This window comes from Mesorhizobium sp. M0062 (assembly GCF_040323125.1).
In the GTDB taxonomy this organism is placed as follows: Bacteria; Pseudomonadota; Alphaproteobacteria; order Rhizobiales; family Rhizobiaceae; genus Mesorhizobium.
In genome coordinates this window covers 195,437-219,410 of record NZ_JAMYUO010000001.1, presented here as the reverse complement: position 1 = coordinate 219,410, position 23,974 = coordinate 195,437, and the positions used below count along the sequence as shown (strand labels likewise).

Sequence of the window (23,974 nt, the reverse complement as noted above, 5' to 3'; positions counted from 1 at the left end):
AAACCTCACATCAGTCTTTGTCCGTCGGCGCCGAAATAAAGTGGCGAGCGGTAGCGGATCACCACTTTGTCGCCCTCGGCCAGATCCGTATCGGGGTCGGTGAGCGTCACCAGTTTCTTCGGGCCGACCGTAACATGCAGATGGTTCTGGTCCCCGAGATGTTCGACCCAGTCGACGACGCCGTCGGCATGGCCGTTTGCGGTCTTCTCGATCGACAGATGCTCGGTGCGCGCGCCGATGGTCTTGGTTCCGGTCGGCGCCCCACCATCAGGCAGCAGTCCCGCTGGCAGCAGATTGATCGCCGGCTGGCCGAGCCGTGCGGCGACATGAAGGTTTGCCGGCTCGGAATAGATGGTGCGCGGCGTGCCGATCTGCACCAGCACGCCATTGTTGAGGATGCCGATGCGGTCCGCCATGGTCATCGCCTCGATCTGGTCGTGCGTGACATAGAGCATGGTGGCGCCGAGCTCGGCTTGGATGCGCTTGAGTTCGAGCCTGAGATCGGCGCGCAATTTGGCGTCGAGCGACGACAGCGGCTCGTCCATCAAATAGATCGACGGCTTGCGCACCAGCGCGCGCCCAATGGCGACGCGCTGCATTTCGCCACCCGAAAGCTTGGTCGAGCGGTTGTTCAGCTTGTGGTGGATGCGCACCATCTTCGCCACCTCTTCGACGCGGCGGCGAATCTGGTCCTCCGGTACTTTCCGCGCTGGCGAACGCAGCGGGAAGGCGAGGTTGTCGTAGACCGACAGATGCGGGTAGAGCGAATATTGCTGGAACACGAAGGCGGTGTCGCGCTCGGCCGGCGACAGCGTCGTCGCATCGTGGCCGCCAATATGGATCGTGCCGCCATCCGGCCGCTCCAGTCCGGCGATCAATCTCAGCGTCGTCGTCTTGCCGGCGCCGGTCGGGCCGAGCAGCACGACGAATTCGCCATCGGCGATGTTAAGGTCGAGGCCATCGACGGCGACATGGTCGCCGAAGCTTTTGGTCACGCCCTTGATGTGCACGTCAGCCATGCTGCGCTCTCCCTTGAGAGGCGGTATCGTGGATCGCGGTGCGCACCGCCCGACCCGAGCCCTTGTCGAACAGCGACAGCCGCGCGCTGTTCAACGTCAGCCCGACATGATCGCCGGCAGCGAGCCGGATTTCGGCCGGCACCCGCGCCTTGATGATGCCGTCCGCCGTCTCCACCGCCACGATCTGCGTCGTGCCGAGATATTCGGTGCCGTAGATGGTGCCGCGCAGTTTCGACGCATCGTCGAAACGGATGTGCTCGGGACGGATGCCGAGCGCCATGTCGGCGGGCGCAATTTCCTCGCGCACTTCCGGCACCGCCACCTTGGCGCCCTGGACGACGATTTCCTTCGCCCCCTTCGCCAGCCCGCCACCGAAGCCCAGGAAATTCATCGGCGGCGAGCCGATGAAGTCGGCGACGAACATGGTTGCCGGGCGGTCGTAGATTTCGCGCGGGCTGCCGAACTGTTCGATGACGCCATGGTTCATGACGGCGATCTTGTCGGCCATCGACATCGCTTCCATCTGGTCGTGCGTGACATAGACGGTGGTGGCGTGGATGCGGTTGTGCAGCTCGCGCAGCTCATGCACCATCAGATCGCGGAATTCGGTGTCGAGCGTGCCGAGCGGCTCGTCCATCAGAAAACACTTTGGCCGCCGCACGATGGCACGGCCGAGCGCGACCCGCTGGCGGTCGCCGCCGGCAAGCCCTGAGACCGATTTGTTGAGCAGGTGGTCGATGCGCAAAAGCTTGGCCGTCTCGTCGACCCGTTGGCGGATTTCGGCCGACGGCATTCCTTGCGCGAGAAGCGGGAAGCCGATGTTCTTGCGCACATTCATATGCGGATAGAGCGCGAAAAGCTGGAAGACGAAGGCGATGTCGCGTTCGCGCGCCCGGCGCATGGTGACATCCTCGCCGCCGAGCAGGATCTGGCCGCCCGTCGGCAGTTCCAGCCCGGCGATCATGCGCAGCGTCGTCGTCTTGCCGCAGCCCGACGGGCCAAGCATGACGAAGAACTCGCCATCCTCGACGACGAAGCTGGAATCCTGCACGGCGACGAAATCGCCGAAGGCCTTTCTCAAATGTTGGACGCGGATTTCGGCCATGATTATTCCGGGAATTTCGAGACGATGATGAACATCACTGTGCCGGCGAGCATGGTGATGAAGGAGTAGGTGTAGAGCGCCAGCGCGAAGGCCTGGAACAGCATCAGGAATCCAATGGCGATCAGCGTCGTGGCGATGTTTTCCATCAGGCCGCGGCGAGCCCAGCGAGGCCAGGATGACTTTTTGGAGATGGCTGGGCGCGTCATGCGTAGCTGCCTTCCTTCTGCCCGGCAACGGGGCGAGACGGTTGCCAGGTGGTTCCCCCACTCCGTCGCTGCTTCGCAGCGCCACCTCTCCCCCCTCCGGAGGGAGAGGAAGGCAGCCTGCCTGAATGAAGTTCGCGTCCTTCCTCTACCCCGTCGATCGGGGGAGAGGTGTCGAGCGAAGCTCGACGGAGTGGGGGTCGACTTGACACACCACTCATTTGCGAACCGCGCCGAAAGTGATGCCGCGCAGCAACTGCTTGCGTAGCAGGATGGTGAAGACCAGGATCGGCACCAGGAAGATCGTCGTGCCCGCCGCCACCGCCGGCCAGTCCTGGCCGCCTTCACCGATAATGGTCGGGATGAAGGGCGGTGCGGTCTGCGCCGTGCCGGAGGTCAGCAGGGCCGCGAATGCATATTCGTTCCAGGCAAAGATCAGGCAGAAGATGGCGGTCGCGGCGATGCCGGTGGTCGCCTGCGGCAGCACGGTGCGCCAGAAGGCCTGCAGCCTGGTATAGCCGTCGATCATCGCCGCTTCCTCATACTCGCGCGGGATCTCGTCGATGAAGCCTTTCAGCAGCCACACCGCGAGTGACACGTTGACCGCGGTGTAGAGCAGGATCATGCCCAGCGCGGTGTCGGACAGGCCGAGCTCGCGGTACATCAGGTAGATGGGAATCGCGACCGCGATCGGCGGCATGAAGCGCGTCGACAGGATGAAGAACAGAAGGTCGTCGGCCAGCGGCACCTTGAAGCGCGAGAAACCATAGGCAGACAGCGTGCCGAGGAAGACCGCGCAGAAGGTCGAGCCGAAGGCGATTATCAGCGAATTGACGAAGCGCGGCAGGAAATTGGACGGGCCGGCAATCACCATGTTGCGCTTGCGCGAGGTCTCGTCGCAGAAACCGGTCGCGGGTCCGAGCGAGTTGATGTAGTCGGGCGTTTGCCTGGTGCGCGTCGTGAACAGGTTGCAATAGCCCTCGATGCTCGGCTGGAACAGAATCTTGGGCGGATAGGCGATCGAATCCGGCGGCGTCTTGAAGCTGGTGGCGAAGATCCACAGCAGCGGCACGATCGAGATCAGCGCGTAGAGCACGATGATCGTGCCGGCGATCCGCTTCGAATTGGCCGAGGGGGCGACGACGGAGTGGGCGGTGGTCAGGCTCATCTCTGCTTCACCTTGTTCAGCGCCTTGACGTAGATGTTGGCCAGCCCAAACACCGCGACGAACAGGATGATGGCGAAGGCCGAGGAATATCCGGTGCGCCAGCTCTCGAAGGCCTGCCGCTTCAGCGTGATCGAGGCGACCTCGGTGGTCGAGCCCGGCCCGCCACCGGTCAGCAGGTTGACCATGTCGAACATCTTGAAGTTCTCGATGCCGCGAAACAGCACCGCCAGCATGATGAAGGGCAGCGCCATGGGCAGCGTGATCGACCAGAACTGCCGCCAGTTGGACGCGCGGTCGACCTCGGCGGCTTCATAGATGTATTCGGGGATGGAGCGCAGGCCGGCGAGACAGATCAGCATGACATAGGGCGTCCACATCCAGGTGTCGACGATGATGATCGACCACGGCGCCAGCGACACGTTGGACAGCATCTGGATGTCGGTCGGTGGTATCCGGGTGACGAACGAGATGGCGTAGGCGAACAGGCCGATCTGCGGCTCGTAGAGGAAACGCCAGAAATTGCCGACCACCGCCGGCGACAGCATCATCGGCACCAGGATGATGGTCGTCCAGAAGGCGTGGCCGCGAAACTTCCTGTCGATCAGCCATGCCAGCGTGAAACCGATCAGCGTCTGCAGCAGGATCGTCCAGAACACGAAATGCGCCGTCGTCTGCATGGCGATCCAGATGTCCTGGTCGCCGAGGATGCGCTGGTAGTTGGCGAAGCCGAGGTTTTTCACCACCTCGTTCGGGCGGTTCGCGCGGAAGTTGGTGAAGGACAGGTAGATCGCCCAGAACAGCGGGAAGATGTTGATGGCCAAGAGCAACAGGATCGTCGGCGAGATGAACAGCCAGGCGAGGCCCTTGTCGCTGATCCCCCGGACCTGGCGGGCCAACGGCTCCGGGGTCGCCCGGGCAACGTTCTCCGCAGTCCGATTGAGCATGGTGAGTCCTGCTTCGGTCACGTCAAGTCTCGACACTGGAATTTATCTGAACTGCGTCCCGTGCCAAGGGCGGCACGGGACCAAGAGCATGAAGCCGAAAAGTGTGAAGCGGTTTTCGGACGACATCATGCTCTCTCTCTTTTTTGGCCCGAGGCGGATGATTTCTGGTCGATTCGGCCCGAAAATCATCCGCCTCTGGGGTCAGGCTCGGGAGGAGCCGTTGGTCCGGTTACATCTTGCCGTCGTCCTGGAACACTTGCGTCCAGTCCTTGACCAGGCCGTCAAGTGCGTCCTTGGCCGAGCCCTGGCCGGCAACGACATAGTCGTGGAAGCGCTTCTGCGACGCCTGCAGCAGCGGTGCGTAGCTCGGCTCGGCCCAGAAGTCCTTCACGATCGCCATCGAGTCGAGGAAGGTCTGCGCATAAGGCTGGCTGGACGGGAAGGCCGGGTCCTTGACCACCGCGTTCAGGCAGGAATAGCCGCCGAGCGACCACCATTTGGCCTGCACATCCTTGTTGGCGAACCACTTGATGTATTTCAGCGCCGATTCCTGCTTGTCTGAATAGGACACCACCGAAATGCCCTGGCCGCCAAGCTGCGCAAACTGGGCGCCGCCGGGACCCTTCGGATTGACGAAGTAGCCGATCTTGTCGCCGCCGACATTCTCGTCCTTCTGCAGGCCGGGCCAGGTGAAGGCGAAGTTCATGTGCATGGCCACCTGACCGGATTTGAAGGCGTCGACGCCTTCGCCCATATAGCTGTTCGAGGCACCCGGAGGCGTGCAGCAATCGTAGAGCGACTTGTAGAACTCCAGGCCTTTGACCGCGTCTGGCGAATTGACGAAGCCTTCCATCTCGTAGGGCTTCTTGGGGTTTTCATACTGGAAGCCGTAGCTGTAGAGCACGTCCATGGCGCCCATGGTGATGCCTTCCGAGCCACGCTCGGTGTAGATCGAAGCGCCATAGACGGTCTTGCCGTCGATCTCGCGCTTCTGGAAGAACTCGGCGACCTGCTTCAGTTGGTCGAAGGTGGTCGGCGGGCCGAGATCCCAGCCATATTTTTCCTTGAATTCCTTCTGCAGCTCCGGCTTGGAGAACCAATCCTTACGGTAGGTCCAGCCGACGACGTCGCCCATGGCCGGCAGCGCCCAGTAGTTCGGCGTGTTCTTCGGCCATTCGGAATAGCCGACGACTGTTGCCGGCACGAAGTCGTCCATGCTGATCTTCTCCTTGTCGAAGAAGTCGTTCAGCTTGACATAGTGGCCGTTCTCGGCCGAGCCGCCGATCCACTGGCTGTCGCCGATGATCAGGTCGCACAGTTTGCCGTGCGAGTTGAGCTCGTTGAGGAAGCGGTCGGCATAGTTGGTCCACGGCACGAATTCGAATTTCATGCCGATGCCGGTTTCCTTGGTAAAATCCTTGGACAGTTCGACCAGCGCGTTTGCCGGATCCCAGGCGGCCCAGCAAAGCGTCAGGTCTTCAGCGTGCGCGGCGTTCGAGACGGCTGTCGACGCGGTAATCGCCGAGGCCAGCCCCAACGCCAGTTTCAAGCTCGATTTCATGCCTTCCTCCCATTTGCGAAACGCGCCCGGATGGCCGTTTCAAGAACCCCTCAACCCTCGCTCCTCCGAGGGGCTAAACACGGCGCGCTATGCGTCGCCAGGGCGGCGCGGTGCGCCGCAGATGTTTAGTAATTTGTTTAGTGATGCAATTTTTACTAAACAAGGCAAGCGAATTCGTCGCTGCGCCGCAACATGGCCAAACGGCGATTGAAATCGTTGGGAAATGATTTGCCGGACGGCTCGCCCGGAAGTTGCTTAGCCGGGGTCGCCTATAATTTTCGTCTGCGGCGTCACCGGCCGGACAGGGGGCGCGGGCGGCAGCAGCGCGCGGATGTCGGCGAAGGGAAATGTCGGCTCGAATCGGAAGGCCTCGGCCAGGGAGCCGGGAACGCTGTTGCATTGCCCGGCGCGAAACTCATTCTGAACGCGCGCTCTGTCGACATATTGCTCCGGCCACTGCGATTGGTGCGCTCGGATCGCCTGCGTCTTGATATCGCCGTAGGCGGACATGTCGACGTAATGCGTCGGCGCAAAGCCGGTGCCGCCCATCGTGTCGGCATGCAGCACGGGGACGCCGAACGAGGCCGCGATGCGCACGCCGTCCGACAAAGCACGATGGTCGGCGTGATAGTCGTTGGGGGCATGCGTGATAACCAGATCCGCCGCGGTCTCGCGTATCAGCGCTTTCAGCGAAGCGATCAGTGCCGCATCAGCCACCAGTTCGCCGTCGGGAAAGTCGAGAAAGCGAAGGGTTGCGCCGAGCAGCGCCGCAGCGGCCGCCGCCTCGTCGCGGCGGACACGAGCCAAAACGCTCGGGTCGCCCATGCCGCCCCTGGCGCCATCCGTGGCCACGGCAAAAGTCAGTTCTGCGCCTTGCGTGGCATAGGCAGCCAGCGTACCGAACATGAATATCTCGATGTCGTCGGGATGCGCGCCGAGCGCCAATACCTTCACTGCACTCTCCCCGGAAATGGAAAAACGTGACGAACGGAATCCTGCTCGCCCTCATCGCCTATGCAAGCTATTCGTGCAGCGATGCCGTTATCAAGAGCCTTGGCGGACAGTTCACCGTCTTCGAGATCGGCTTCTTCATCACGCTGTTTGCCGGCTGCTTCCTGTTTTTCAGCCGCCCAGTCGATGAGCGCTGGCGCGACTTCTGGCGCACCGGGCGGCCATGGGCGGTGCAGGCCCGCGCCTGGGCCGGCATCGCCTCGGGCGTGCTCAGCGTCTACGCCTTCACCACCATTCCGCTGGCCGAGACCTATGCACTGATCTTCCTGGCGCCGCTTTGCGTTACCATTCTCTCGACCGTCATCCTGAAAGAAAAGGTCGGTCCATGGCGCTGGCTGGCGGTGGTTGCCGGCTTTGCAGGTGTCATGCTGGTGGTGCGGCCAGGTTTTCGCGAGTTGCATCTCGGACACCTTGCCGCCTTCACGGTGGCCTTCCTTGCCGCGGCCAGCGTCATCCTGATGCGGTCGCTCGCCCAGCAGGAAAAGCGCACCACCATGCTCGGCGTGCTCATCGGTTACGGGCTGCTGTTCAACGGGGCCGGCACCATCGCCACATCGTTCACCCTCCCCAACGCCATGCAGCTGCTGTGGCTGGTGCTGGGCGGCGCCTTTACCGCCGGCGGCCAATTGCTGCAGTTGCTGGCCGCCAAATACGCACCGGCCAACCGCATCGCGCCGACGCATTATTCGCAGATCGTCTGGGCGGTGATCCTCGGTGCGTTGTTCTTCCAGGAGTATCCGGACTGGATATCGCTGGTCGGCTTGGCCGTCGTTGGCGCGTCCGGCCTGCTCACCATGGTGCGCGAGGAGGTGCGGCTGGGCACGGTGCGCTGGAACCCGTTTGCGCGCACGAGGCTTTGATCCGGTTGCATGGCCATAGTGACCGCTGATATGCGGACGCAATGACGACGAGATCCTTGCCGGAGCTTCCGGTATCCGCCGTGCTGCCGGCCCTGAGCGAGGCGCTCGGCTCCGGCAACAGCGCCGTCCTGGTGGCGCCGCCTGGCGCCGGCAAGACGACGCTGGTCCCGCTGGCGCTGCTCGATGCGCCCTGGCTGGTCGCCGGCAAAATCGTCCTGCTCGAACCGCGCCGGCTGGCCGCCCGCGCCGCCGCCCGCCGCATGGCCGAATTGCTTGATGAAGAGCCCGGCGCCACCGTCGGCTATGCCATGCGCATGGAAAACCGCACATCGGCCCGGACAAAAATCCTGGTCGTCACCGAAGGCGTCCTGGCGCGCATGATCCTCGACGATCCCGAGCTGCCCGGCGTCTCGGCGGTGATTTTCGACGAATTCCACGAGCGCTCGCTCGACGGCGATTTTGGCCTCGCTTTGGCGCTCGATGTGCAGGGCGCGCTGCGGCCCGATTTGCGCTTGCTGGTGATGTCGGCAACGCTCGATGGCGCGCGCGTCGCGAAACTCCTGTCCGGCGCCCCGGTGATCGAAAGCCAAGGCCGTGCGTTCCCAGTAGATGTCAGATACGACGAGCGGCCAGCCGGCGTTCCCATCGAAGACGCCATGGCCAAGGCGATCCGCTCCGCTCTTGCCGGCGAGAGCGGCAGCGTGCTCGCCTTCCTGCCGGGACAGCGCGAGATCGAGCGCACCGCCGAGCGGCTGCAGGGCCGGCTCGGCGCCGACACCGACATCGTGCCGCTCTACGGCCAGCTCGACAACAGGGCGCAGGATGCCGCCATCAAACCGGCGCTGCCGGGCCGCCGCAAGGTGGTGCTGGCGACGTCGATCGCCGAGACCTCGATCACCATCGACGGCGTGCGCGTCGTCATCGATTCCGGCCTGTCGAGGCTGCCGCGCTACGAGCCGGCAAGCGGTCTGACCCGGCTGGAGACGGTGCGCGTTTCCAGGGCGTCCGCCGATCAGCGCGCCGGCCGCGCCGGGCGTACACAGCCAGGCGTCGCCATCCGCCTCTGGCGGGCCGAGCAGACGGCGGCCCTTCCCGCCTTCACCCCACCCGAGATTCTCGAAGCCGACCTGTCCGCCCTGCTGCTCGATTGCGCCGCCTTCGGCGTCGCCGATCCCGCAAGCCTGTCCTTCCTCGATCCGCCGCCCATTCCCGCGCTCAACGAGGCGCAGGCCCTGCTCCTGGCGCTGCACGCCATCGACGCGGCCGGCCGGCTGACGGAGGCGGGCGGCGCGATGCGCAAGCTGGCGCTGCCCGTGCGCCTCGCACACATGGTCGCTGAAGCCGCTGGCGGCGGCCACGCGCTCGAAGCTGCGATGCTAGCCGTCCTGCTCACCGAGCGTGGTCTCGGCGGCGACGGCGCCGACCTCGAATGGCGCCTGATGCGCTTCCGCACCGAAAAGTCGCCGCGCGCCGTTGCGGCAAGGCAGCTTGCCGGGCGATTGGGGAAGCAGGCGGGCGGCTCCAAGAGCAGCGAAGCCGCTTCTGCCGGTCTTCTCCTCATCCACGCCTGGCCGGACCGTGTCGCCAGAGCGCGGGGCGAGCGCGGGCGTTTCGTGCTCGCCAACGGCTCCGGCGCCATGCTCGACGCCGCCGATCCGCTGGCCGGTGAGACCTGGCTGGTCGTCGCCGATCTGCATGGTAAGGCGCAAAATGCCCGCATCACGGCGGCGGCAGCCGTTGACGAGGCCGACATCCGCGCCGCACTCTCCGACAGGATCGAGACGCGCCGCGAGACAAGCTTCGACCGCGAGCGGCGCGCGGTGCGCGTGCGCGAGACCGCCAGGCTCGGCGCCATCACTTTGTCGGAGCGCATGCTGCCCGCACCAACTGGAACAGACGCCGACCGCGCCATCCTGGATGCCTTGCGCGAGCACGGCCTGTCGCTGCTGGAATGGGGCAAGGACGGCGAGACGCTGCGCCAGCGCCTAGGCTGGCTGCATCGCGGCCTCGGCGCGCCCTGGCCCGATGTTTCGGAAGCCGCCCTGCTCGAACGCCTCGACGACTGGCTGCTGCCGTTCCTGTCGGGCAAGGCGTCCTTCGCCGCCATCGACCCCGGCACGCTGTCGTCGGGCCTGATGGCGCTGGTGCCGCATGATTTGCAGCGCAAGATCGGCACACTGGCGCCGACCCATTTCGACGCGCCGTCCGGCAGCCATGTGCCGATCCGCTATGACGGCGAATGGCCGGTGCTGGCGATCCGCGTGCAGGAACTGTTCGGCCTTGACCGCCATCCGGCAATCGCCAACGGCACCGTGCCGCTGACGCTCGAGCTGTTGTCGCCGGCGCACCGGCTGATCCAGACGACGCGCGACCTGCCCGGCTTCTGGCGCGGCTCCTGGGCCGATGTGCGCACCGACATGCGCGGCCGCTATCCCCGCCATGTCTGGCCCGAAAATCCGCTGCTCGCTGCAGCCACCGCCCGCGCCAAACCGCGAGGGACCTAGCGCTCGTCCTTTCCCGGCTATAATCCTTGGCCATGATCAACATCGTGCACGCGCCAGACTTCCAGCAAAGCCAGCGGCTGCGCCTCAACACGCTGATCCGGCTGCGCTGGCTGGCCATCGTGGGCCAGAGCCTGGCGGTGCTGGTCGTCGCCTATGGGCTCAAATTCCCGCTGCCGGTCAGCCTCTGCTTCGCGCTGGTCGCCTGCTCGGCCTGGCTCAACCTGGTGCTGACCTTCCGCTATCCGGCAGCGCACCGGCTGACCCCGTTCTCAGCCTTTTTCATCCTGACCTTCGACAGCCTGCAGCTTGCCGGCCTGCTCTATTTGACTGGCGGCCTCACCAACCCGTTCTCGGTGCTGATGACCGTGCCCGTCGTCATCTCGGCGGCGTCGCTGCCGCTGCGGCTGACTGCGGTGCTCGGCGCGCTGGTCATGGCGGCGGCCACGTTGCTGGTCTTCTTCCACCAGCCGCTGCCATGGTATGAGGGCGCGCCGCTGCCCATGCCGTTCATCTATGTCGCCGGCATATGGATGGCGGTGTTTTCCTCGATCGCCTTCACCGCCATCTATGCCTTCCGCGTCGCCGAGGAAGCCCGCCTGCTCGCCAATGCGCTTGCCGCCACCGAACTGGTGTTGCAGCGCGAGCAGCATCTGTCGGCGCTCGATGGCCTCGCCGCCGCCGCCGCGCACGAACTCGGCACGCCGCTCGCCACCATCGCCCTTGTCTCCAAGGAAATGGAGAAGGCGCTGGGTAACGATCCGAAATATGGTGAGGATGTGAAGCTGTTGCGGTCGCAGAGCGAGCGCTGCCGCGAGATCCTTAAGCGGCTGACCAGCCTGTCCTCCGAGGGCGAGGCGCATCTGTCCCGTCTGCCGCTGACCTCGCTGGTCGAGGAGGTGACGGCGCCGCACCGCGATTTCGGCATCTCGATCAAGCTTCGGCCGGGCGAGCGCGTCGGCCCCGAACCGGTGGGACGACGCAACCCCGGGGTCATCTACGGCCTCGGCAATCTGGTCGAGAACGCCGTCGACTTCGCCCGCAACAGTGTGACGGTGCGATGGAGCTGGGACGAACTCGACGTCACCTTCTCGATCATCGATGACGGGCCGGGCTTTCCCCCCGAAATCATCGATCGCATCGGCGAGCCCTATATGTCGACACGCCAGGGCAACGAGGCCGGCGGTGGCCTTGGACTCGGGCTCTTCATTGCCAAGACCTTGCTCGAACGCTCCGGCGCCACGCTCGATTTCCGCAATTCGAGCGGGCTGGGCGAGGGCGCCATCGTGCAGATATCGTGGCCCCGCACCGTCTTCCTCAACCCGGAATCGGTGGGGATCTCGATGTTCGACACCGCGTAAAAGCCTGGCGGAGGCGGCAAAATTGGACAATGGCGTTCAGGAACTATATCTGCGTAAAATTAAGGCAGCAGGATTTTTTAAGATAATGACTGGCGAAGAAGCAATTGGCGCAATGGTTGAAGGCGAGGACACCTCGCTGCTCATCGTCGACGACGACAAGCCGTTCCTGACGCGGCTGGCCCGCGCCATGGAAACCAGGGGTTTCGTGGTCGAGACGGCCGAGAGCGTCGAGGAGGCGGTGGCCAAGGCGCGCGCCCATCCGCCGGCCTATGCGGTGGTCGACATGCGGCTCGGCGACGGCAACGGCCTCGACGTCGTCGCCGCCATCCGCGAGAAGCGCGACGATGCCCGCACCGTCATCCTCACCGGCTACGGCAACATCGCCACCGCGGTGACCGCGGTGAAGCTCGGCGCCATCGACTATCTGTCGAAGCCGGCTGACGCCGACGACGTGTTTGCAGCGCTCACCCGCACCGCCGGCGAACGCGCCGCCCCCCCGGAAAACCCGATGTCGGCTGACCGGGTGCGCTGGGAACACATCCAGCGCGTCTACGAAATGTGCGACCGCAACGTGTCGGAAACCGCGCGCCGGCTCAACATGCATCGCCGCACGCTGCAGCGGATACTCGCCAAGCGCGCACCACGCTGAGGTTCACGCGCCGGCGGCGCCGGCCGCCAATTGCCGACCTCAGCGCTGCCCCTCACCTGCCTGCCGGCGTCCTCTCCCCGTATAGAGACGGGGGAGAGGGGCGCTCTCATCGCCGGCTTCGCCAATCGCCGGCGTTGCAGGAGACGACGGCGAGGCTGAAGCTGCTGTCCAGCCGATAGATGGGTAACACTTTGAACCGGATACATAGGTGACACTTCTCTCCCCCTATGCGTCCGCCGCAGCGCCAAGCGGATTGGTTGGGGCGGCGCCAACGCTGGAAACAGTTGCGCTTGCCGTGCCATCGACCTTTGCCCATCATCGGCAATAACGCCGCCGGAAAACCCGGCAACGGAGCACAGATGCGCGACAAGCAGCCGAAATCCATCCTTCGCGAATTCCTCGACGGCGAGGCGGCGGGGGGCATCATCCTGATGATTGCGGCAGCCCTTGCGCTGATCGTCGCCAATTCACCATTGGCCGAAACCTATTTCGCCGCTCTCCACGCCTATCTCGGCCCGCTCAGCGTGTCGCACTGGATCAACGATGGGCTGATGGCGGTGTTCTTCCTGCTGGTCGGCCTCGAGATCAAGCGCGAGATGCTCGACGGCCAGCTCTCGACCTGGCCGCGCCGCGTGCTGCCAGGCGTCGCCGCCGCCGGCGGCATGCTGGTTCCCGCACTGGTCTATGTTGCCATCAACCGCAACAACGCCGCCGCGCTCTCCGGCTGGGCGATCCCGACCGCCACCGACATCGCCTTTGCGCTCGGCGTGCTGTCGCTGCTCGGCAGCCGCGTGCCGGCCTCGCTGAAAATCTTCCTTACCGCGCTCGCCATCATCGACGATCTCGGCGCCGTCATCATCATCGCCATCTTCTACACAAGCGCCCTGTCGTTGGCCTATCTCGGTGCGGCCTTCGCCGTCATCGCGGTGCTCATCGTGCTCAACCGCATGCGGGTGACGGCGCTGACGCCCTATCTCGTTCTGGGCGCCGTGCTGTGGGTGCTGGTGCTGAAATCGGGCGTGCATGCCACGCTTGCCGGCGTCGCGCTGGCGCTCACCATTCCGCTGAAAATCTCTGACGGCAGCGGCCACGATCTCGACCATTCGCCGTTGCACCGGCTTGAACACGGCCTGCACAAGATCGTGCCCTTCTTCGTCATCCCGATCTTCGGCTTTGCCAATGCCGGCGTGTCGCTGGCCGGCCTCAGCGCCTCTGCCCTGGTCGAGCCGCTGACGCTCGGCGTTGCCGCTGGCCTGGTGCTGGGCAAGCTGGTCGGCGTCTTCGGCTCGTCCGCGCTTGCCATCCGGCTCGGCTTCGCCGACCTGCCGGTCAATGCCGGCTGGCTGCACATGATCGGCATTTCGCTGCTCTGCGGCATCGGCTTCACCATGAGCCTGTTCATCGGCCTGCTCGCCTTCGCCAACGACATGGCGCTGCAGGACGCCGTCAAGGTCGGCATCCTGGCGGGGTCCTTCGTTGCAGCGCTGCTGGGTGCCGCCGTGCTCCTGATGGCGCCGGCGGCAGGGGTGGAGGAGGTGGTGGAGTAGGTGTTCTTGGGTTCCTCGCCCCCGCAAAGCGGGGCGAGGAACTTGAGCTTCGTCTACTCGCTCTCTCCCGCCAGCGCCGGCACCGCCACACCCACCAGTTCCGCCGCCAGCAGCCGCGCCGCACCCGCCCGTGCGATGCGCAGCATCAGCGCCTTGCGCGTTGCCGCCGCCATCCGGTGCTCGGGCGCATCGCGCAGAATCTCGGCGCCGTAGCCGTCGGACAGGATGAAGCCGCATTCCTCCGGAAAAATATCCGAGGGCACGCCCGGATGCGTGGCGAAGAAGAAGCGGTCGGAGTGCAGCCGGTAATCAGGCCATTTGCGGTCGACGCGAAAATCCTCGATCGAGGATTTGATCTCGATGATCCAGATGTCGCCCTGCCTGGTCAGCGCCACAAGGTCGGCGCGCCGCCCGGTGGCCAGCGACAGTTCGGGCAGCACATGCATGCCCATTTGCATAAGCAGCCGCTGCACGCCACGCCGCACCAGCATGGCGCGTTCCGACTGGCGGCCATCGATCAGGGGATTGAGGAGAATCGGGGAGATGATCGGCATGGCAGCCACCATGCCAGATTTTGTTCACGGTTTGAACCCATGCTTGGGCAAAATCCGATTGACAAATTCGGCCAGATAGGAATATAATCAGCATATTATACTTCGCGTACCCAAGCTCGGAGAGGTGTGCTATGAAGCACGCTGACCGGGAGGGATTCGTGCCCGGCAAGCTGTGGAGCTTGTGGGATATGCTGCAATTGAAGGTCGGCAGGCTCATAGAACTGCTGGAGCGACTAAATGTGGAGAAGGGCTGGTTCGAACGCACTGAGCACGAGATGATCTCGGCGGGAGCGGGGGTGGGTCCCGGAACCGCAACCGTACTCTATGAGAAATCTTTCGTAAAAACCCTGCTAGAGGCCGTCGCGGAGATTGAACAAATCGCCCGCGAGAACTCTTTGGTTTCTACTTATCAAGCTTCAGAACGGACCAGGCAGTTTCTGAGCCAAGTTCCGGTGGACGACCCGAAGGTCGAAGGCGTTCGCATGACGGCAGAAAATTGCGGCACTGTGTTTGCGCACCTTTCCGAAATCGTCAGCCGCATACGGGATGATTGCAGAGCGCGTATCTACCTCCAAATGTCGCCTGATCATCGAGCGCTTTACGAGCCAGTTGGGCCGCTATTTGGAGAGGATGTCGAACAGAAATTCCCGATAGCTCTGGATGACATTGCGGAAGCCGGGAAATGCTTGGCAGTGGGACAAGGGACCGCGACCGTGTTTCACCTAATGCGGGTTGTAGAAGCGGGTCTGCGCGCCTTGGCTGCCGATCTAAGCATTGATTACGCCCCCAGTTGGGAATCCTACAAAAAGAAGCTCGAAAAGCTGCTTGATAGCGCTAACCATGCGAACCTCACTCACGGCCAGAAAGCTAAGAGGCCCTTCTACCAAGACGCGCTTGGAGATGTGGTCGCCATCAAAACCGCTTGGCGGAATCCGACCATGCATATCGTAAAAAGCTATGACGTTGGGCAGGCTGCGGTCATTTGGGCAGCGACCGAAAGCTTCATGCGCCACATAGCGGCTAATCTCGACGCACCCGAGATTGCTGTGATCTCGACGGGGCAAGCACAGCCTTGACGGCTTGGTCGAATGCCGCCCCGCTCTCGTCTGCCTCAAGCTCCCGAGCGGCTTCCTTAAACCGCTCGGATTGCTCTTTCTGACTAAGCTTTGTCGCCTTTTTTCCGGGGGGCTTTCGGGCGGTATTTGGACGGTCGCCAGACGCCATAGGGTGCCTCACCTTGCACTAGTCGTTTGATAGGTCAGGCGCTTGCCGACGACACCATCAAGGATGCGACCGGCGCGCGCTACGTCATTCACGCCAAGGGCTACGCGCGAATTATGGCGGAAGTCAAATTCGGCGAGGTAGCGGTGCAAGTGCTTCTCGGCACAATGCTGGTAGGTGCCGCGCATGCCACGCTTGAAAACGCTGAAATAGCTTTCGATGGTATTCGAGTGGATGACGGCATCGCCAACGTAGCGAACGTATTCGCCGCCAGTGTGCTTGGTAGTCTCATGGCTGGCGAAGTGATCGTCCATGCCGTGATAGAGCTTGCTTTCGTCGGTGTAGAGGGTGCTTTCGTGGTGGACGTTCTCAGTCACCAGCGCCGCGACATTGACCTTGGTCGCCTGCACAACGTGGAAGGTGCGAACGTTGCCGCCGCGCTCGACTAGGCCAAGGATAGCGCGCTTGTTCGACGGGCCAGTCTTGCCGCTCTTGGTGAATGGGCGACCGCTGGTGGTCATAGTGCGCTTCTCTTTGGTCGGGCCGTAATAGGTCTCGTCCGCCTCCACAATCTGCCCCTCGCCACCGAGCGGACCAAGCTTGCCGTCGCGCATGGCTTCACGGATGCGATGCGAGATGAACCAAGCGGTTTTCAGGGTCACGCCAAGGGTGCGGTGAAGCTGATTGCTCGAAATGCCTTTCTTGGACGAGGCGATAAGGAAGATCGCCTGTAGCCAATGGTTGAGCTTGACGTGGCTGGCTTCAAAGATGGTGCCTATCTTGACGGTGAAGGGCTTGCGGCACTGGTAGCACTTATAGGTGCCAATGCGAGTGCTCTTGCCTTCCATCTTGGAGATGCGCTCAAAGCCTCCGCAATGCGGGCAAACAGGACCGTTCGGCCAAATCCTGGCTTCTACGAACTTGTAGGCTGCGGCTTCGTCGTGAAAGTGGCGGTCGGAAAGCACGGACATCGGTCTAACTCCTTATGGAATCAACCTATTCCGATTGCGTGGGTACGTCAAGTATAATATGCGGAATATAATCCTGCTACGATTGATGATCCGAGAGGCATGTCACGTCATGGGCCAGGCGCTACGGGAAGTACTGCGGACAATACTGCGTTGGATCGAATCTCTAATCGGTGTCATCTCCGCGTTTGTGAGAAGCGGGATGGCCGAAAAGGTCCTGAAGTCTCGGATGAGCGAGGTCCGGCCGCTTATGTCACTGCCCGAAGCGGCCTTGCCTTCGCCCGGCCTAAGCCCGCCATATCATCAAAAATCGAGGCAGTCAGGGCCTGTTATCGCCGCGGCAAGCGTGGGCCAGTTCTGCAGAGGGCCCATGTCCCGCAACAGCCGTTGCACGCCACGCCGCACCAGCATAGCGCGTTCCGACTGGCGGCTATCAGGGCGGATGCATACGAAACCTTGTAAATGACCAAGCCGTATACGAAACGACGACTCGTAAGCGTTAGGCGGAATTTGGTTCCGAAATGGGTAACTTCCCTACGGCTGGGTAGCTCCTAGAGCCATTTGATGGCTCACAGGATCAGCACGACAATAACTGCCATCACTAATTCCAGACCAGGCCTGACCTGCGCACGAAGTTGCGGTGAAAACCGGCATGCCAGCAGGACGCCAAGCCCGCCACCGAGCGGCGTTAGAACCTTGTCGATAAACTCAACGGCATTCATGTCTTGACCCCCAAACCCAAGCGCGAGACTAGCAGAGCCAAGGTCGTGAGCAAATGGGTTTGTCAACCATACAATCGCCTTTCGCAGGGCGACTATATACTTTACAACGCGCCCTGCGGATTGATCCCCGCTATGCTTGAGATAGCTACCGGGAGGCAAAGCATATGAAGCGTAGAACCGCACTCACCGCGCTGCTCGTATCGTTGGGCACGATAGGCCTAATCTTGCTGGGGATTGGCCTTCTTGCTAGCGCGGGAATCGTAGCTGAGAAGGGTACTTGGCCGCATATTGTCGGTGGCTTCACTGCGGTATTGATGATGCCGATAGCTTTTGTGGCGTTTCTGTCCTGTATGTTTTCAGTTCTGACCACCCTTCTTTTTGCGGCTCTGCCGCGAGAGAAGCTGATCCCCTATCTCAGAGCGTGGCCATTCAAGTTTTTGCTCTGGAAGGAAGTCAGAGAAGAGTTTGAACCTACCTCAAGCTAGGTCTGCTTCTTACTCGTTCGGTCTGAAGGTGGCGGTCGCTTTCGGATTTTGACCCCAGCATCCGCGCGCCTCATCAGACGATTATTCGGTTGCCAAACCTGGGTGACGGCTTGGTCCGAGCGTCTTCCGCGATCGCACCATATTCGTCTGGGTGCAGTCTGGTATTGATCCACAGCGGCCCTATGTCGTGCCGATCGACTTCCGTTCTTAGCTATAAATCGGCCGGACTAAAGTCTTACGTCGTGAGCGCGAAGGTCTGATGTAACCGCTTTGGTTCCGTTCTTGTCCATTGGACGTTCCGTAATTTTAGCCAAATGAGATATAGACCTTTGGAGGTTTTTCTTGCGCGTCCGGCGCCCAGTCTATCCCGGCGCCCGTGCTTCAAACCGTGGCCCGCCTGTCTGCGGCCTGCGCAGCCCCCGCAATGTCATCCAAAATCGGGCAATCCGGCCGGTCGTCACCATGGCAGGCCTGGATCAGCGTCTGCAAGGTCGTGCGCATCGACTGCAGCTCGCGCACTTTTTCCTCGATGGCGCTGACATGGGCGGCGGCGATCTCGCGCACATCGTGGCTGGCGCGGCTGCGGTCCCGGTAGAGCGCCATCAGCTGGCGGCAATCGTCGATTGAAAAGCCGAGGTTGCGGGCACGGCGCAGGAAGGCCAGCCGATGGATGTCGTCGCTGGAATAATCGCGATAGCCATTGCCGGCGCGCGCCGGCGCGATCAGGCCGATCTCTTCATAGTAGCGGATGGTCTTGGCCGGCAGGCCGGACCGCGCCGCGGCATCGCCTACATTCATTGTGATTCCTCGATGTGGTTCCCTGTTTCTAGGCTATCCGACAGGGCCGCCCATTGTTTTTCCTTCACAATCCCGTGAGTCCTGTTGCCGAAATGCCATAGTTGACGGCTTACCGGCACGTAAGCTCCTGCATATAGGCATCGCGCGCTTGGCAAGCAAAGCAAATGCCAGCATGAATGATTTCAGGAAAAGCGGCCGTAACGTGTCGCGACATCTTGGCGGGGCATCGGACCATTTCATGCGCATGAAGTCATTTGCAATCGTCGCCGCACTTGCGTTGTCGGCCGCGATCTCGGGTTGCAGCACGATCGGCTCGCAACTGTTCACCAACAACTACGGTTCGGTGAACGATGCAGGCTACCAACTGCCGCGCATCCCGATCGAGAGGGTGCCGCTGAAGTACCACCGGCAAGAGGTGAACTACGACACCTCGGAAAAGCCGGGCACCATCGTCGTCGATACCCAGAACAAGTTTCTCTACTTCGTCGAAGGCGACGGCCGGGCGATCCGCTACGGCATCGGCGTCGGCCGCGAAGGCTTTGAATGGCACGGCACCGCCCATATCGCGCTGAAGCGCGAATGGCCGACCTGGACGCCGCCGCGGCAGATGATCCAGCGCCAGCCGGAGCTAGCGAAGTTCGCGAGCGGCATGGAGCCGGGCTTGAAGAACCCGCTCGGCGCGCGCGCCATGTATCTGTTCAACAAGGGCGGCGACATGGGCTACCGCCTGCACGGCAGTCCGGAATGGAATTCGATCGGCAAAGCGATGTCGTCAGGCTGCATCCGGCTGATGAACCAGGACATCATCGACCTCTACGACCGCACTTCGGTCGGTGCCAAGGTCATCGTGATGTAGGACCTTGATCCGGAACCGAGGTCCACGAAAGCGAAAAGTGGAACCGGTTTTCGGGAAGATCAAGGTCAAGATAGGCGTTACCCTTCGTACGCGGACCGTCTAGGCAACAACGGACGTCCAAAACAGAAAACCGGGCAATCTGGCCCGGTTTTTTGTTGCTCGCTCGAATGCGTGAAGGGGTCTTAGGAGACCTGCTCGACCTGCTGTACTTCCGGCACGAAGTGGCGGAGCAGGTTCTGGATGCCGTGCTTCAGCGTCGCCGTCGAGGACGGGCAGCCGGCGCAGGCGCCCTTCATGTGCAGGAACACGGTGCCGTTCTCGAAGCCGCGGAAGGTGATGTCGCCGCCATCCTGGGCAACCGCCGGGCGCACCCTGGTGTCGAGCAATTCCTTGATGGTGATGACCAGTTGCTCATCGGCCTTGTCGTAGAATTCGCCGGTCTGGCTGGTCTCGGCAGCGGGGCCGGCGTTGACCATGACGGGCGCGCCCGACATGAAATGCTCCATGATGGCGCCGAGGATGGCCGGCTTCAGGTGCTGCCAGTCCGGGCCGTCCTTGGTCACGGTGATGAAGTCATAGCCGAAGAAGACGCCGGTCACGCCGGGGATCTCGAACAGGCGGCCGGCCAGCGGCGAGGCGCTGGCTGCACTGTCGGCGTCGCGGAAATCGGCGGTGCCTTCGACAAGCACTTCCTTGCCGGGCAGGAACTTCAGCGTTGCCGGGTTCGGCGTCGATTCGGTCTGGATGAACATGGCCGTCTCCGTGCCCCAGTCGGGCAGCTAGTTTGGAATAGTTCTAAATAGGCTCAATCTGCTGGACATTCAAGCGAAACGCATCGCTCAAAATGGCTGGCTGGCGGAATGTTTTTACTGGCTGGGGATGAATCCCGCGCGGGCTATAAATCCAGGATCGTGATGTTATCCGAACCGCTTCACACTTTCCGGCATCACTCTCTATGCGAGGCTGTCGATCTCCTCGTCGGAAAGGTTCTGCGGCACCACTGTGACGGGAATAGGGAAGGCGGCGCCCTTGCCGGCAACAGCCCCGACCAGCGGCCCGGGTCCTTCCTTGCCGGCACCTGCCGCCAGCACCAGGATGGCGATGTCCTGGTCTTCCTCGATCAGCTTGTGGATCTCCTCGGTCGGCTTGCCTTCGCGCACCACCATCTCGGGCTCGATGCCGAGCTTCTGGCGCACCTTGTTGGCGTAGCCGTCGAGTGCCGCGCGCGCCGTGGCGTTGGCTTCCTCGCGCATGATCTTCTCGACGCCCAGCCAGTGCTGAAAGTCGTCCGGTGTGATGATGTAGAGCAGCACCAGCGTGCCGCTGGTGCTCTGCGCCCGCTTGGAGGCGTACGCGACGGCGCGCTCGCACTCCGGCGTGTCGTCGATGATCGTCAGGAATTTCCTGCGATGGCCGGCTTCGCGACTGAGGCGTTTGGAGACCATGTCTATCTACTCGATGTTTTCGGCCGCAATCTGCCACCGCGACAGACCGGCGGCAAGCCGCCGGCCTTGGGCCAGAATGGTGCGGTGCACTGACGGTAGGATCAGCCCTGCAACAGGCCTATAATGTCGCGTACCGTCTTCATCGTGGTCTCAGCCAGCGCGCCGGCGCGTTCGCCGCCGTCTCTCAGCACCGCGTCGACATGGGCGCGGTCGCCTTCGATGCGGCGCATCTCGCCGGCGATCGGCGCCAGTTTTTCCACGGCAAGGTCGGCAAGCGCCGGCTTGAACACGGAAAACTGCTGGCCGCCGAACTCCTTCAGCACGTCCGCCTTCGACATCTCGGCCAGCCCGGCATAGATGCCGACCAGGTTTTCCGCTTCCGGGCGGCTTTCCAGGCCGTCGACTTCGCTTGGCAACGCTTCCGGGTCGGTCTTGGCCTTGCGGATCTTCTTCGAGATGGTGTCGGCATCGTCGGTCAAATTGATACGCGACAGGTCGGACGGGTCCGACTTCGACATTTTCTTCGAACCGTCGCGCAGGCTCATGATGCGCGCCGCCGGCCCGCCGATCACCGGTTCGGTTATCGGGAAGAACCCGTTTACCGTCTCCTCGCCGACCTGCATCTCGACGCCGACGCCAAGGCTGGCGATGCGGCTCGAAAAGTCATTGTTGAACTTTTGCGCGATGTCGCGGGTCAGCTCCAGATGTTGCTTTTGATCCTCGCCCACCGGCACATGGGTGGCGCGGTAGAGCAGGATGTCGGCCGCCATCAGTGAGGGATAGGCTAGCAGGCCCAGCGAGGCATTTTCGCGGTCCTTGCCGGCCTTGTCCTTGAACTGCGTCATCTTGTTCATCCAGCCGATGCGCGCCACGCAGTTGAAGATCCAGGCAAGCTCGGCATGCTGCATCACCCGCGACTGGTTGAAGACGATGTGCTTCTTCGGGTCGATGCCGGAGGCAAGGAAGGCCGCGGTGATCGAGCGGGTCTGGTCGGCGAGGTCGTCATGGACGAGCTGTGCCGTCAGCGAATGCAGGTCGACGACGCAATAGATGCAGTCTGACGTGTCCTGCAGGGCGACGAATTTCTTGATGGCGCCGAGATAGTTGCCGAGATGCAGATTGCCGGTCGGCTGTACCCCGGAAAAGACGAGCTGTTTGAAGGCGGTCATGATGTCCTCATGGCTTGTGGAGGGCCGTATAAGCGTGATTCCGAAAAGTTGCAGACTTTTCGGAGCCAATCACGCGGCTGGAAACCACGCGCGGCGAAAGTCTTGCGACGGCGCGCTTATGGACGAAGGGGCGGAGAGGATCAAGACCGGTGTTGCTGTTAGCTCGCCCGGACTATTCGTCCAGATCGGCGTTTGGCGCTGGCGCCGCTGCCTTGCCCGAGCCGCGTTTCACATTGCGCCGGATCATTCCGAAATCGGCGCCGCCGGTGGCGAAAGCCGTGACGAAGTAGAGCAGCGCCCCGCCGGCCACCAATGAGAGAAGCGTCACGGCCTTGATCACCAGTGGCGAGCCGGGGCCGAGCCTGACGGCCAGCCAATGCTCGGCGAAATAGAGCGCCACCGCCATCACCGCCGCCGACAGCACAAGACGCGGAATGCGCTTCAACAGCGGCACGTCGCGGCCCCAATGGCCACGTCGGATCAGCACCGCAAGCAGCATCACCGCGTTGACCCAGCCGGCGACGGCCGAGGCCACCGCAATGCCGGGCGCGCCCATTTTGGGGAACAGCGTCAGCGCGGTGATCACGTTCACGCCGACCGAGATGGCGGCGAACATCATCGGCGTGCGCGTGTCCTCGCGGGCGAAATAGCCGGGAGTGAAGGCCTTGATCAGCACGAAGGCCGGCAGGCCGAGGCCGAAAATCGCCAGGATCGCGGCCACGGTCGGCGTCGAGCCGTTGGCGGCGAAGGCGCCGCGCTCATAGACCAGCCGCACGATCGGCTCCGCCATTACCCAAAGGGCCGCCGCCGCCGGCAAGGTCATGAACAGGGTGAACTCGACCGAGCGGTTCTGCAGATTGGCCGCCTCGACCAGATTGCCCGATTTCAGCGCCCGCGACAGCTCCGGCAACAGCACGATGGCCACCGCGACGCCGACGACGCCGAGCGGCAGCTGGTAGATGCGGTCGGCGTAAGCAAGCGACGACACGGCGCTGTCCTGCGCCGACGCGATCGCCGTGCCGATCAGCTGGTTGATCTGGGTGATGCCGCCGGTGATCGCCGCCGGCAGCGCCAGGATCAGCAGGCGCTTGACGTTGGGCGTCATCTTCGGCCGGCGAAAACCGATGGCGATGCCGGCATTGCGCACAGCCACCCAGACAATGGCGAGCTGTACCAGCCCCGCCGCCAGCACGCCCCAGGACAGGCTGAAACCAACCTCACGGGCATCCATGCCGTGGTACCAGGCGTAGCCGAGCACGCTAATCAGGATGATGTTGAGGAATGCGGGCGCCACGGCAGCCGCGAAATAGCGGCGCAGCGAATTCAGCATGCCGGCCATCATGGCTGCGAGCGACATGCAGATGAGATACGGGAACATGATCGTCGCCAGCAGGACGGTCGTCTCGAATTTGCCCGGCGTGTCGGCAAAGCCCGGCGCCACGAGATAGCGCACGATCAGCGGCATCGCCAATTCCATGACGATGGTCAGCGCCAGAAGTGCGGTGAACAGGACGCCGAACACTTCCTCCGAAAAGCGCTTGGCGCCGTCGGTGCCGTGAGTCTCGATCTCCTTGGCAAACAGCGGCACGAAAGCGGCGTTGAAGGCGCCTTCGGCAAACAGCCGGCGAAACGTGTTGGGAAACTGAAAGGCGGCGTTGAAGGCGTCCGCCACCGGCCCGGTGCCGAGTGCGGCCGCCATCAGCATTTCGCGGCCAAAGCCAAGGGCGCGGCTCATCAGCGTGCCGGACGCAACCGTGGCGAATTTCTTGACGAGGCTCATGCGCGGGGAGATTGCCTGGATGATTGGGACAAAGGGGGTGATTGGGA

The 23,974-nt window shown here is 62.8% G+C and carries 23 protein-coding genes; 8 read left to right on the top strand and 15 right to left on the bottom strand.

The window, feature by feature from the left end; genetic code table 11:
* Window positions 1-5: 5 nt before the first annotated feature.
* From NKJ64_RS01025 to NKJ64_RS00995, 7 genes are all read right to left on the bottom strand, one after another.
* The gene (locus NKJ64_RS01025; protein WP_023738110.1) at window positions 6-1,019 is read right to left on the bottom strand and encodes an ABC transporter ATP-binding protein; all 1,014 of its coding nucleotides are present in this window, start codon (window positions 1,017-1,019) and stop codon (window positions 6-8) included.
* The gene (locus tag NKJ64_RS01020) at window positions 1,012-2,124 is read right to left on the bottom strand and encodes an ABC transporter ATP-binding protein (RefSeq protein WP_352459265.1); all 1,113 of its coding nucleotides are present in this window, start codon (window positions 2,122-2,124) and stop codon (window positions 1,012-1,014) included. Before NKJ64_RS01020 ends, NKJ64_RS01025 begins: the two co-directional genes overlap by 8 nt.
* A gap of 2 nt (window positions 2,125-2,126) precedes the next feature.
* The gene (locus tag NKJ64_RS01015; protein WP_352461812.1) at window positions 2,127-2,330 is read right to left on the bottom strand and encodes a hypothetical protein; all 204 of its coding nucleotides are present in this window, start codon (window positions 2,328-2,330) and stop codon (window positions 2,127-2,129) included.
* 214 nt (window positions 2,331-2,544) lie between these two features.
* Complete coding sequence (locus NKJ64_RS01010) at window positions 2,545-3,495, bottom strand: carbohydrate ABC transporter permease (protein ID WP_023694180.1); 951 nt, start codon at window positions 3,493-3,495, stop codon at window positions 2,545-2,547.
* Window positions 3,492-4,439 (bottom strand): carbohydrate ABC transporter permease, encoded by a 948-nt coding sequence (locus NKJ64_RS01005; protein ID WP_352461898.1) that lies wholly within the window; start codon window positions 4,437-4,439, stop codon window positions 3,492-3,494. The genes NKJ64_RS01010 and NKJ64_RS01005 overlap by 4 nt, the downstream gene beginning before the upstream one ends.
* A gap of 229 nt (window positions 4,440-4,668) precedes the next feature.
* Window positions 4,669-6,000, bottom strand: a complete 1,332-nt coding sequence (locus tag NKJ64_RS01000; RefSeq protein ID WP_023684201.1) for an ABC transporter substrate-binding protein — start codon at window positions 5,998-6,000, stop codon at window positions 4,669-4,671.
* A gap of 255 nt (window positions 6,001-6,255) precedes the next feature.
* Window positions 6,256-6,954 (bottom strand): PIG-L deacetylase family protein, encoded by a 699-nt coding sequence (locus NKJ64_RS00995; protein ID WP_352461811.1) that lies wholly within the window; start codon window positions 6,952-6,954, stop codon window positions 6,256-6,258.
* Window positions 6,955-6,980: 26 nt separating this feature from the next.
* Here NKJ64_RS00995 and NKJ64_RS00990 point away from each other — a divergent pair, with 26 nt between their 5' ends.
* The 5 genes from NKJ64_RS00990 to nhaA all read left to right on the top strand — a co-directional run bounded on the left by NKJ64_RS00990 (window position 6,981) and on the right by nhaA (window position 13,929).
* Window positions 6,981-7,871 carry a DMT family transporter gene (locus tag NKJ64_RS00990; RefSeq protein ID WP_023694178.1) on the top strand — a complete coding sequence of 297 codons (891 nt, stop codon included), beginning with the start codon at window positions 6,981-6,983 and terminating at the stop codon, window positions 7,869-7,871.
* 41 nt (window positions 7,872-7,912) lie between these two features.
* Window positions 7,913-10,375, top strand: coding sequence for an ATP-dependent helicase HrpB (gene hrpB, locus NKJ64_RS00985; protein ID WP_352461810.1), 2,463 nt, complete (start codon window positions 7,913-7,915; stop codon window positions 10,373-10,375).
* A gap of 32 nt (window positions 10,376-10,407) precedes the next feature.
* Window positions 10,408-11,733, top strand: coding sequence for an ActS/PrrB/RegB family redox-sensitive histidine kinase (locus NKJ64_RS00980; protein WP_023738116.1), 1,326 nt, complete (start codon window positions 10,408-10,410; stop codon window positions 11,731-11,733).
* 85 nt (window positions 11,734-11,818) lie between these two features.
* A complete protein-coding gene (locus NKJ64_RS00975; protein WP_023672848.1) occupies window positions 11,819-12,382 on the top strand; it encodes an ActR/PrrA/RegA family redox response regulator transcription factor in 564 nt (187 codons plus the stop codon).
* A 359-nt stretch (window positions 12,383-12,741) separates the two neighbouring features.
* A complete protein-coding gene (gene nhaA / locus NKJ64_RS00970; RefSeq protein ID WP_352461809.1) occupies window positions 12,742-13,929 on the top strand; it encodes a Na+/H+ antiporter NhaA in 1,188 nt (395 codons plus the stop codon).
* Window positions 13,930-13,982: 53 nt separating this feature from the next.
* Here the strand turns inward: nhaA and NKJ64_RS00965 are convergent, their stop codons facing one another.
* Window positions 13,983-14,483, bottom strand: a complete 501-nt coding sequence (locus tag NKJ64_RS00965) for an MmcB family DNA repair protein (RefSeq protein ID WP_352461808.1) — start codon at window positions 14,481-14,483, stop codon at window positions 13,983-13,985.
* 131 nt (window positions 14,484-14,614) lie between these two features.
* Here NKJ64_RS00965 and NKJ64_RS00960 point away from each other — a divergent pair, with 131 nt between their 5' ends.
* Entirely contained in the window at window positions 14,615-15,559 is a 945-nt protein-coding gene (locus NKJ64_RS00960) for a hypothetical protein (RefSeq protein ID WP_352461807.1), read from the top strand.
* Window positions 15,560-15,715: 156 nt separating this feature from the next.
* Here the strand turns inward: NKJ64_RS00960 and NKJ64_RS00955 are convergent, their stop codons facing one another.
* Complete coding sequence (locus tag NKJ64_RS00955; protein WP_352461806.1) at window positions 15,716-16,675, bottom strand: IS1595 family transposase; 960 nt, start codon at window positions 16,673-16,675, stop codon at window positions 15,716-15,718.
* 566 nt (window positions 16,676-17,241) lie between these two features.
* Window positions 17,242-17,394, bottom strand: coding sequence for a hypothetical protein (locus NKJ64_RS00950; protein WP_023672851.1), 153 nt, complete (start codon window positions 17,392-17,394; stop codon window positions 17,242-17,244).
* 164 nt (window positions 17,395-17,558) lie between these two features.
* Here NKJ64_RS00950 and NKJ64_RS00945 point away from each other — a divergent pair, with 164 nt between their 5' ends.
* Complete coding sequence (locus NKJ64_RS00945; RefSeq protein ID WP_023807719.1) at window positions 17,559-17,879, top strand: hypothetical protein; 321 nt, start codon at window positions 17,559-17,561, stop codon at window positions 17,877-17,879.
* Between the two features lie 381 nt (window positions 17,880-18,260).
* On the opposite strand, the gene cueR is transcribed toward NKJ64_RS00945, so the two are convergent.
* Window positions 18,261-18,677: a Cu(I)-responsive transcriptional regulator gene (gene cueR / locus NKJ64_RS00940; RefSeq protein ID WP_023672853.1), complete on the bottom strand. Its 417-nt coding sequence runs from the start codon at window positions 18,675-18,677 to the stop codon at window positions 18,261-18,263.
* A gap of 238 nt (window positions 18,678-18,915) precedes the next feature.
* Between cueR and NKJ64_RS00935 the strand changes: the two genes are divergently transcribed.
* Window positions 18,916-19,533 (top strand): L,D-transpeptidase, encoded by a 618-nt coding sequence (locus tag NKJ64_RS00935; RefSeq protein WP_023692663.1) that lies wholly within the window; start codon window positions 18,916-18,918, stop codon window positions 19,531-19,533.
* Window positions 19,534-19,715: 182 nt separating this feature from the next.
* Here the strand turns inward: NKJ64_RS00935 and NKJ64_RS00930 are convergent, their stop codons facing one another.
* The 4 genes from NKJ64_RS00930 to murJ all read right to left on the bottom strand — a co-directional run bounded on the left by NKJ64_RS00930 (window position 19,716) and on the right by murJ (window position 23,927).
* Window positions 19,716-20,285 (bottom strand): NifU family protein, encoded by a 570-nt coding sequence (locus NKJ64_RS00930; RefSeq protein WP_023685140.1) that lies wholly within the window; start codon window positions 20,283-20,285, stop codon window positions 19,716-19,718.
* 201 nt (window positions 20,286-20,486) lie between these two features.
* Window positions 20,487-20,978 carry a universal stress protein gene (locus NKJ64_RS00925; protein WP_023672856.1) on the bottom strand — a complete coding sequence of 164 codons (492 nt, stop codon included), beginning with the start codon at window positions 20,976-20,978 and terminating at the stop codon, window positions 20,487-20,489.
* 101 nt (window positions 20,979-21,079) lie between these two features.
* A complete protein-coding gene (gene trpS / locus NKJ64_RS00920; RefSeq protein WP_023725837.1) occupies window positions 21,080-22,147 on the bottom strand; it encodes a tryptophan--tRNA ligase in 1,068 nt (355 codons plus the stop codon).
* Window positions 22,148-22,319: 172 nt separating this feature from the next.
* Window positions 22,320-23,927: a murein biosynthesis integral membrane protein MurJ gene (gene murJ, locus NKJ64_RS00915; protein ID WP_023685138.1), complete on the bottom strand. Its 1,608-nt coding sequence runs from the start codon at window positions 23,925-23,927 to the stop codon at window positions 22,320-22,322.
* Window positions 23,928-23,974 lie beyond the last annotated feature (47 nt).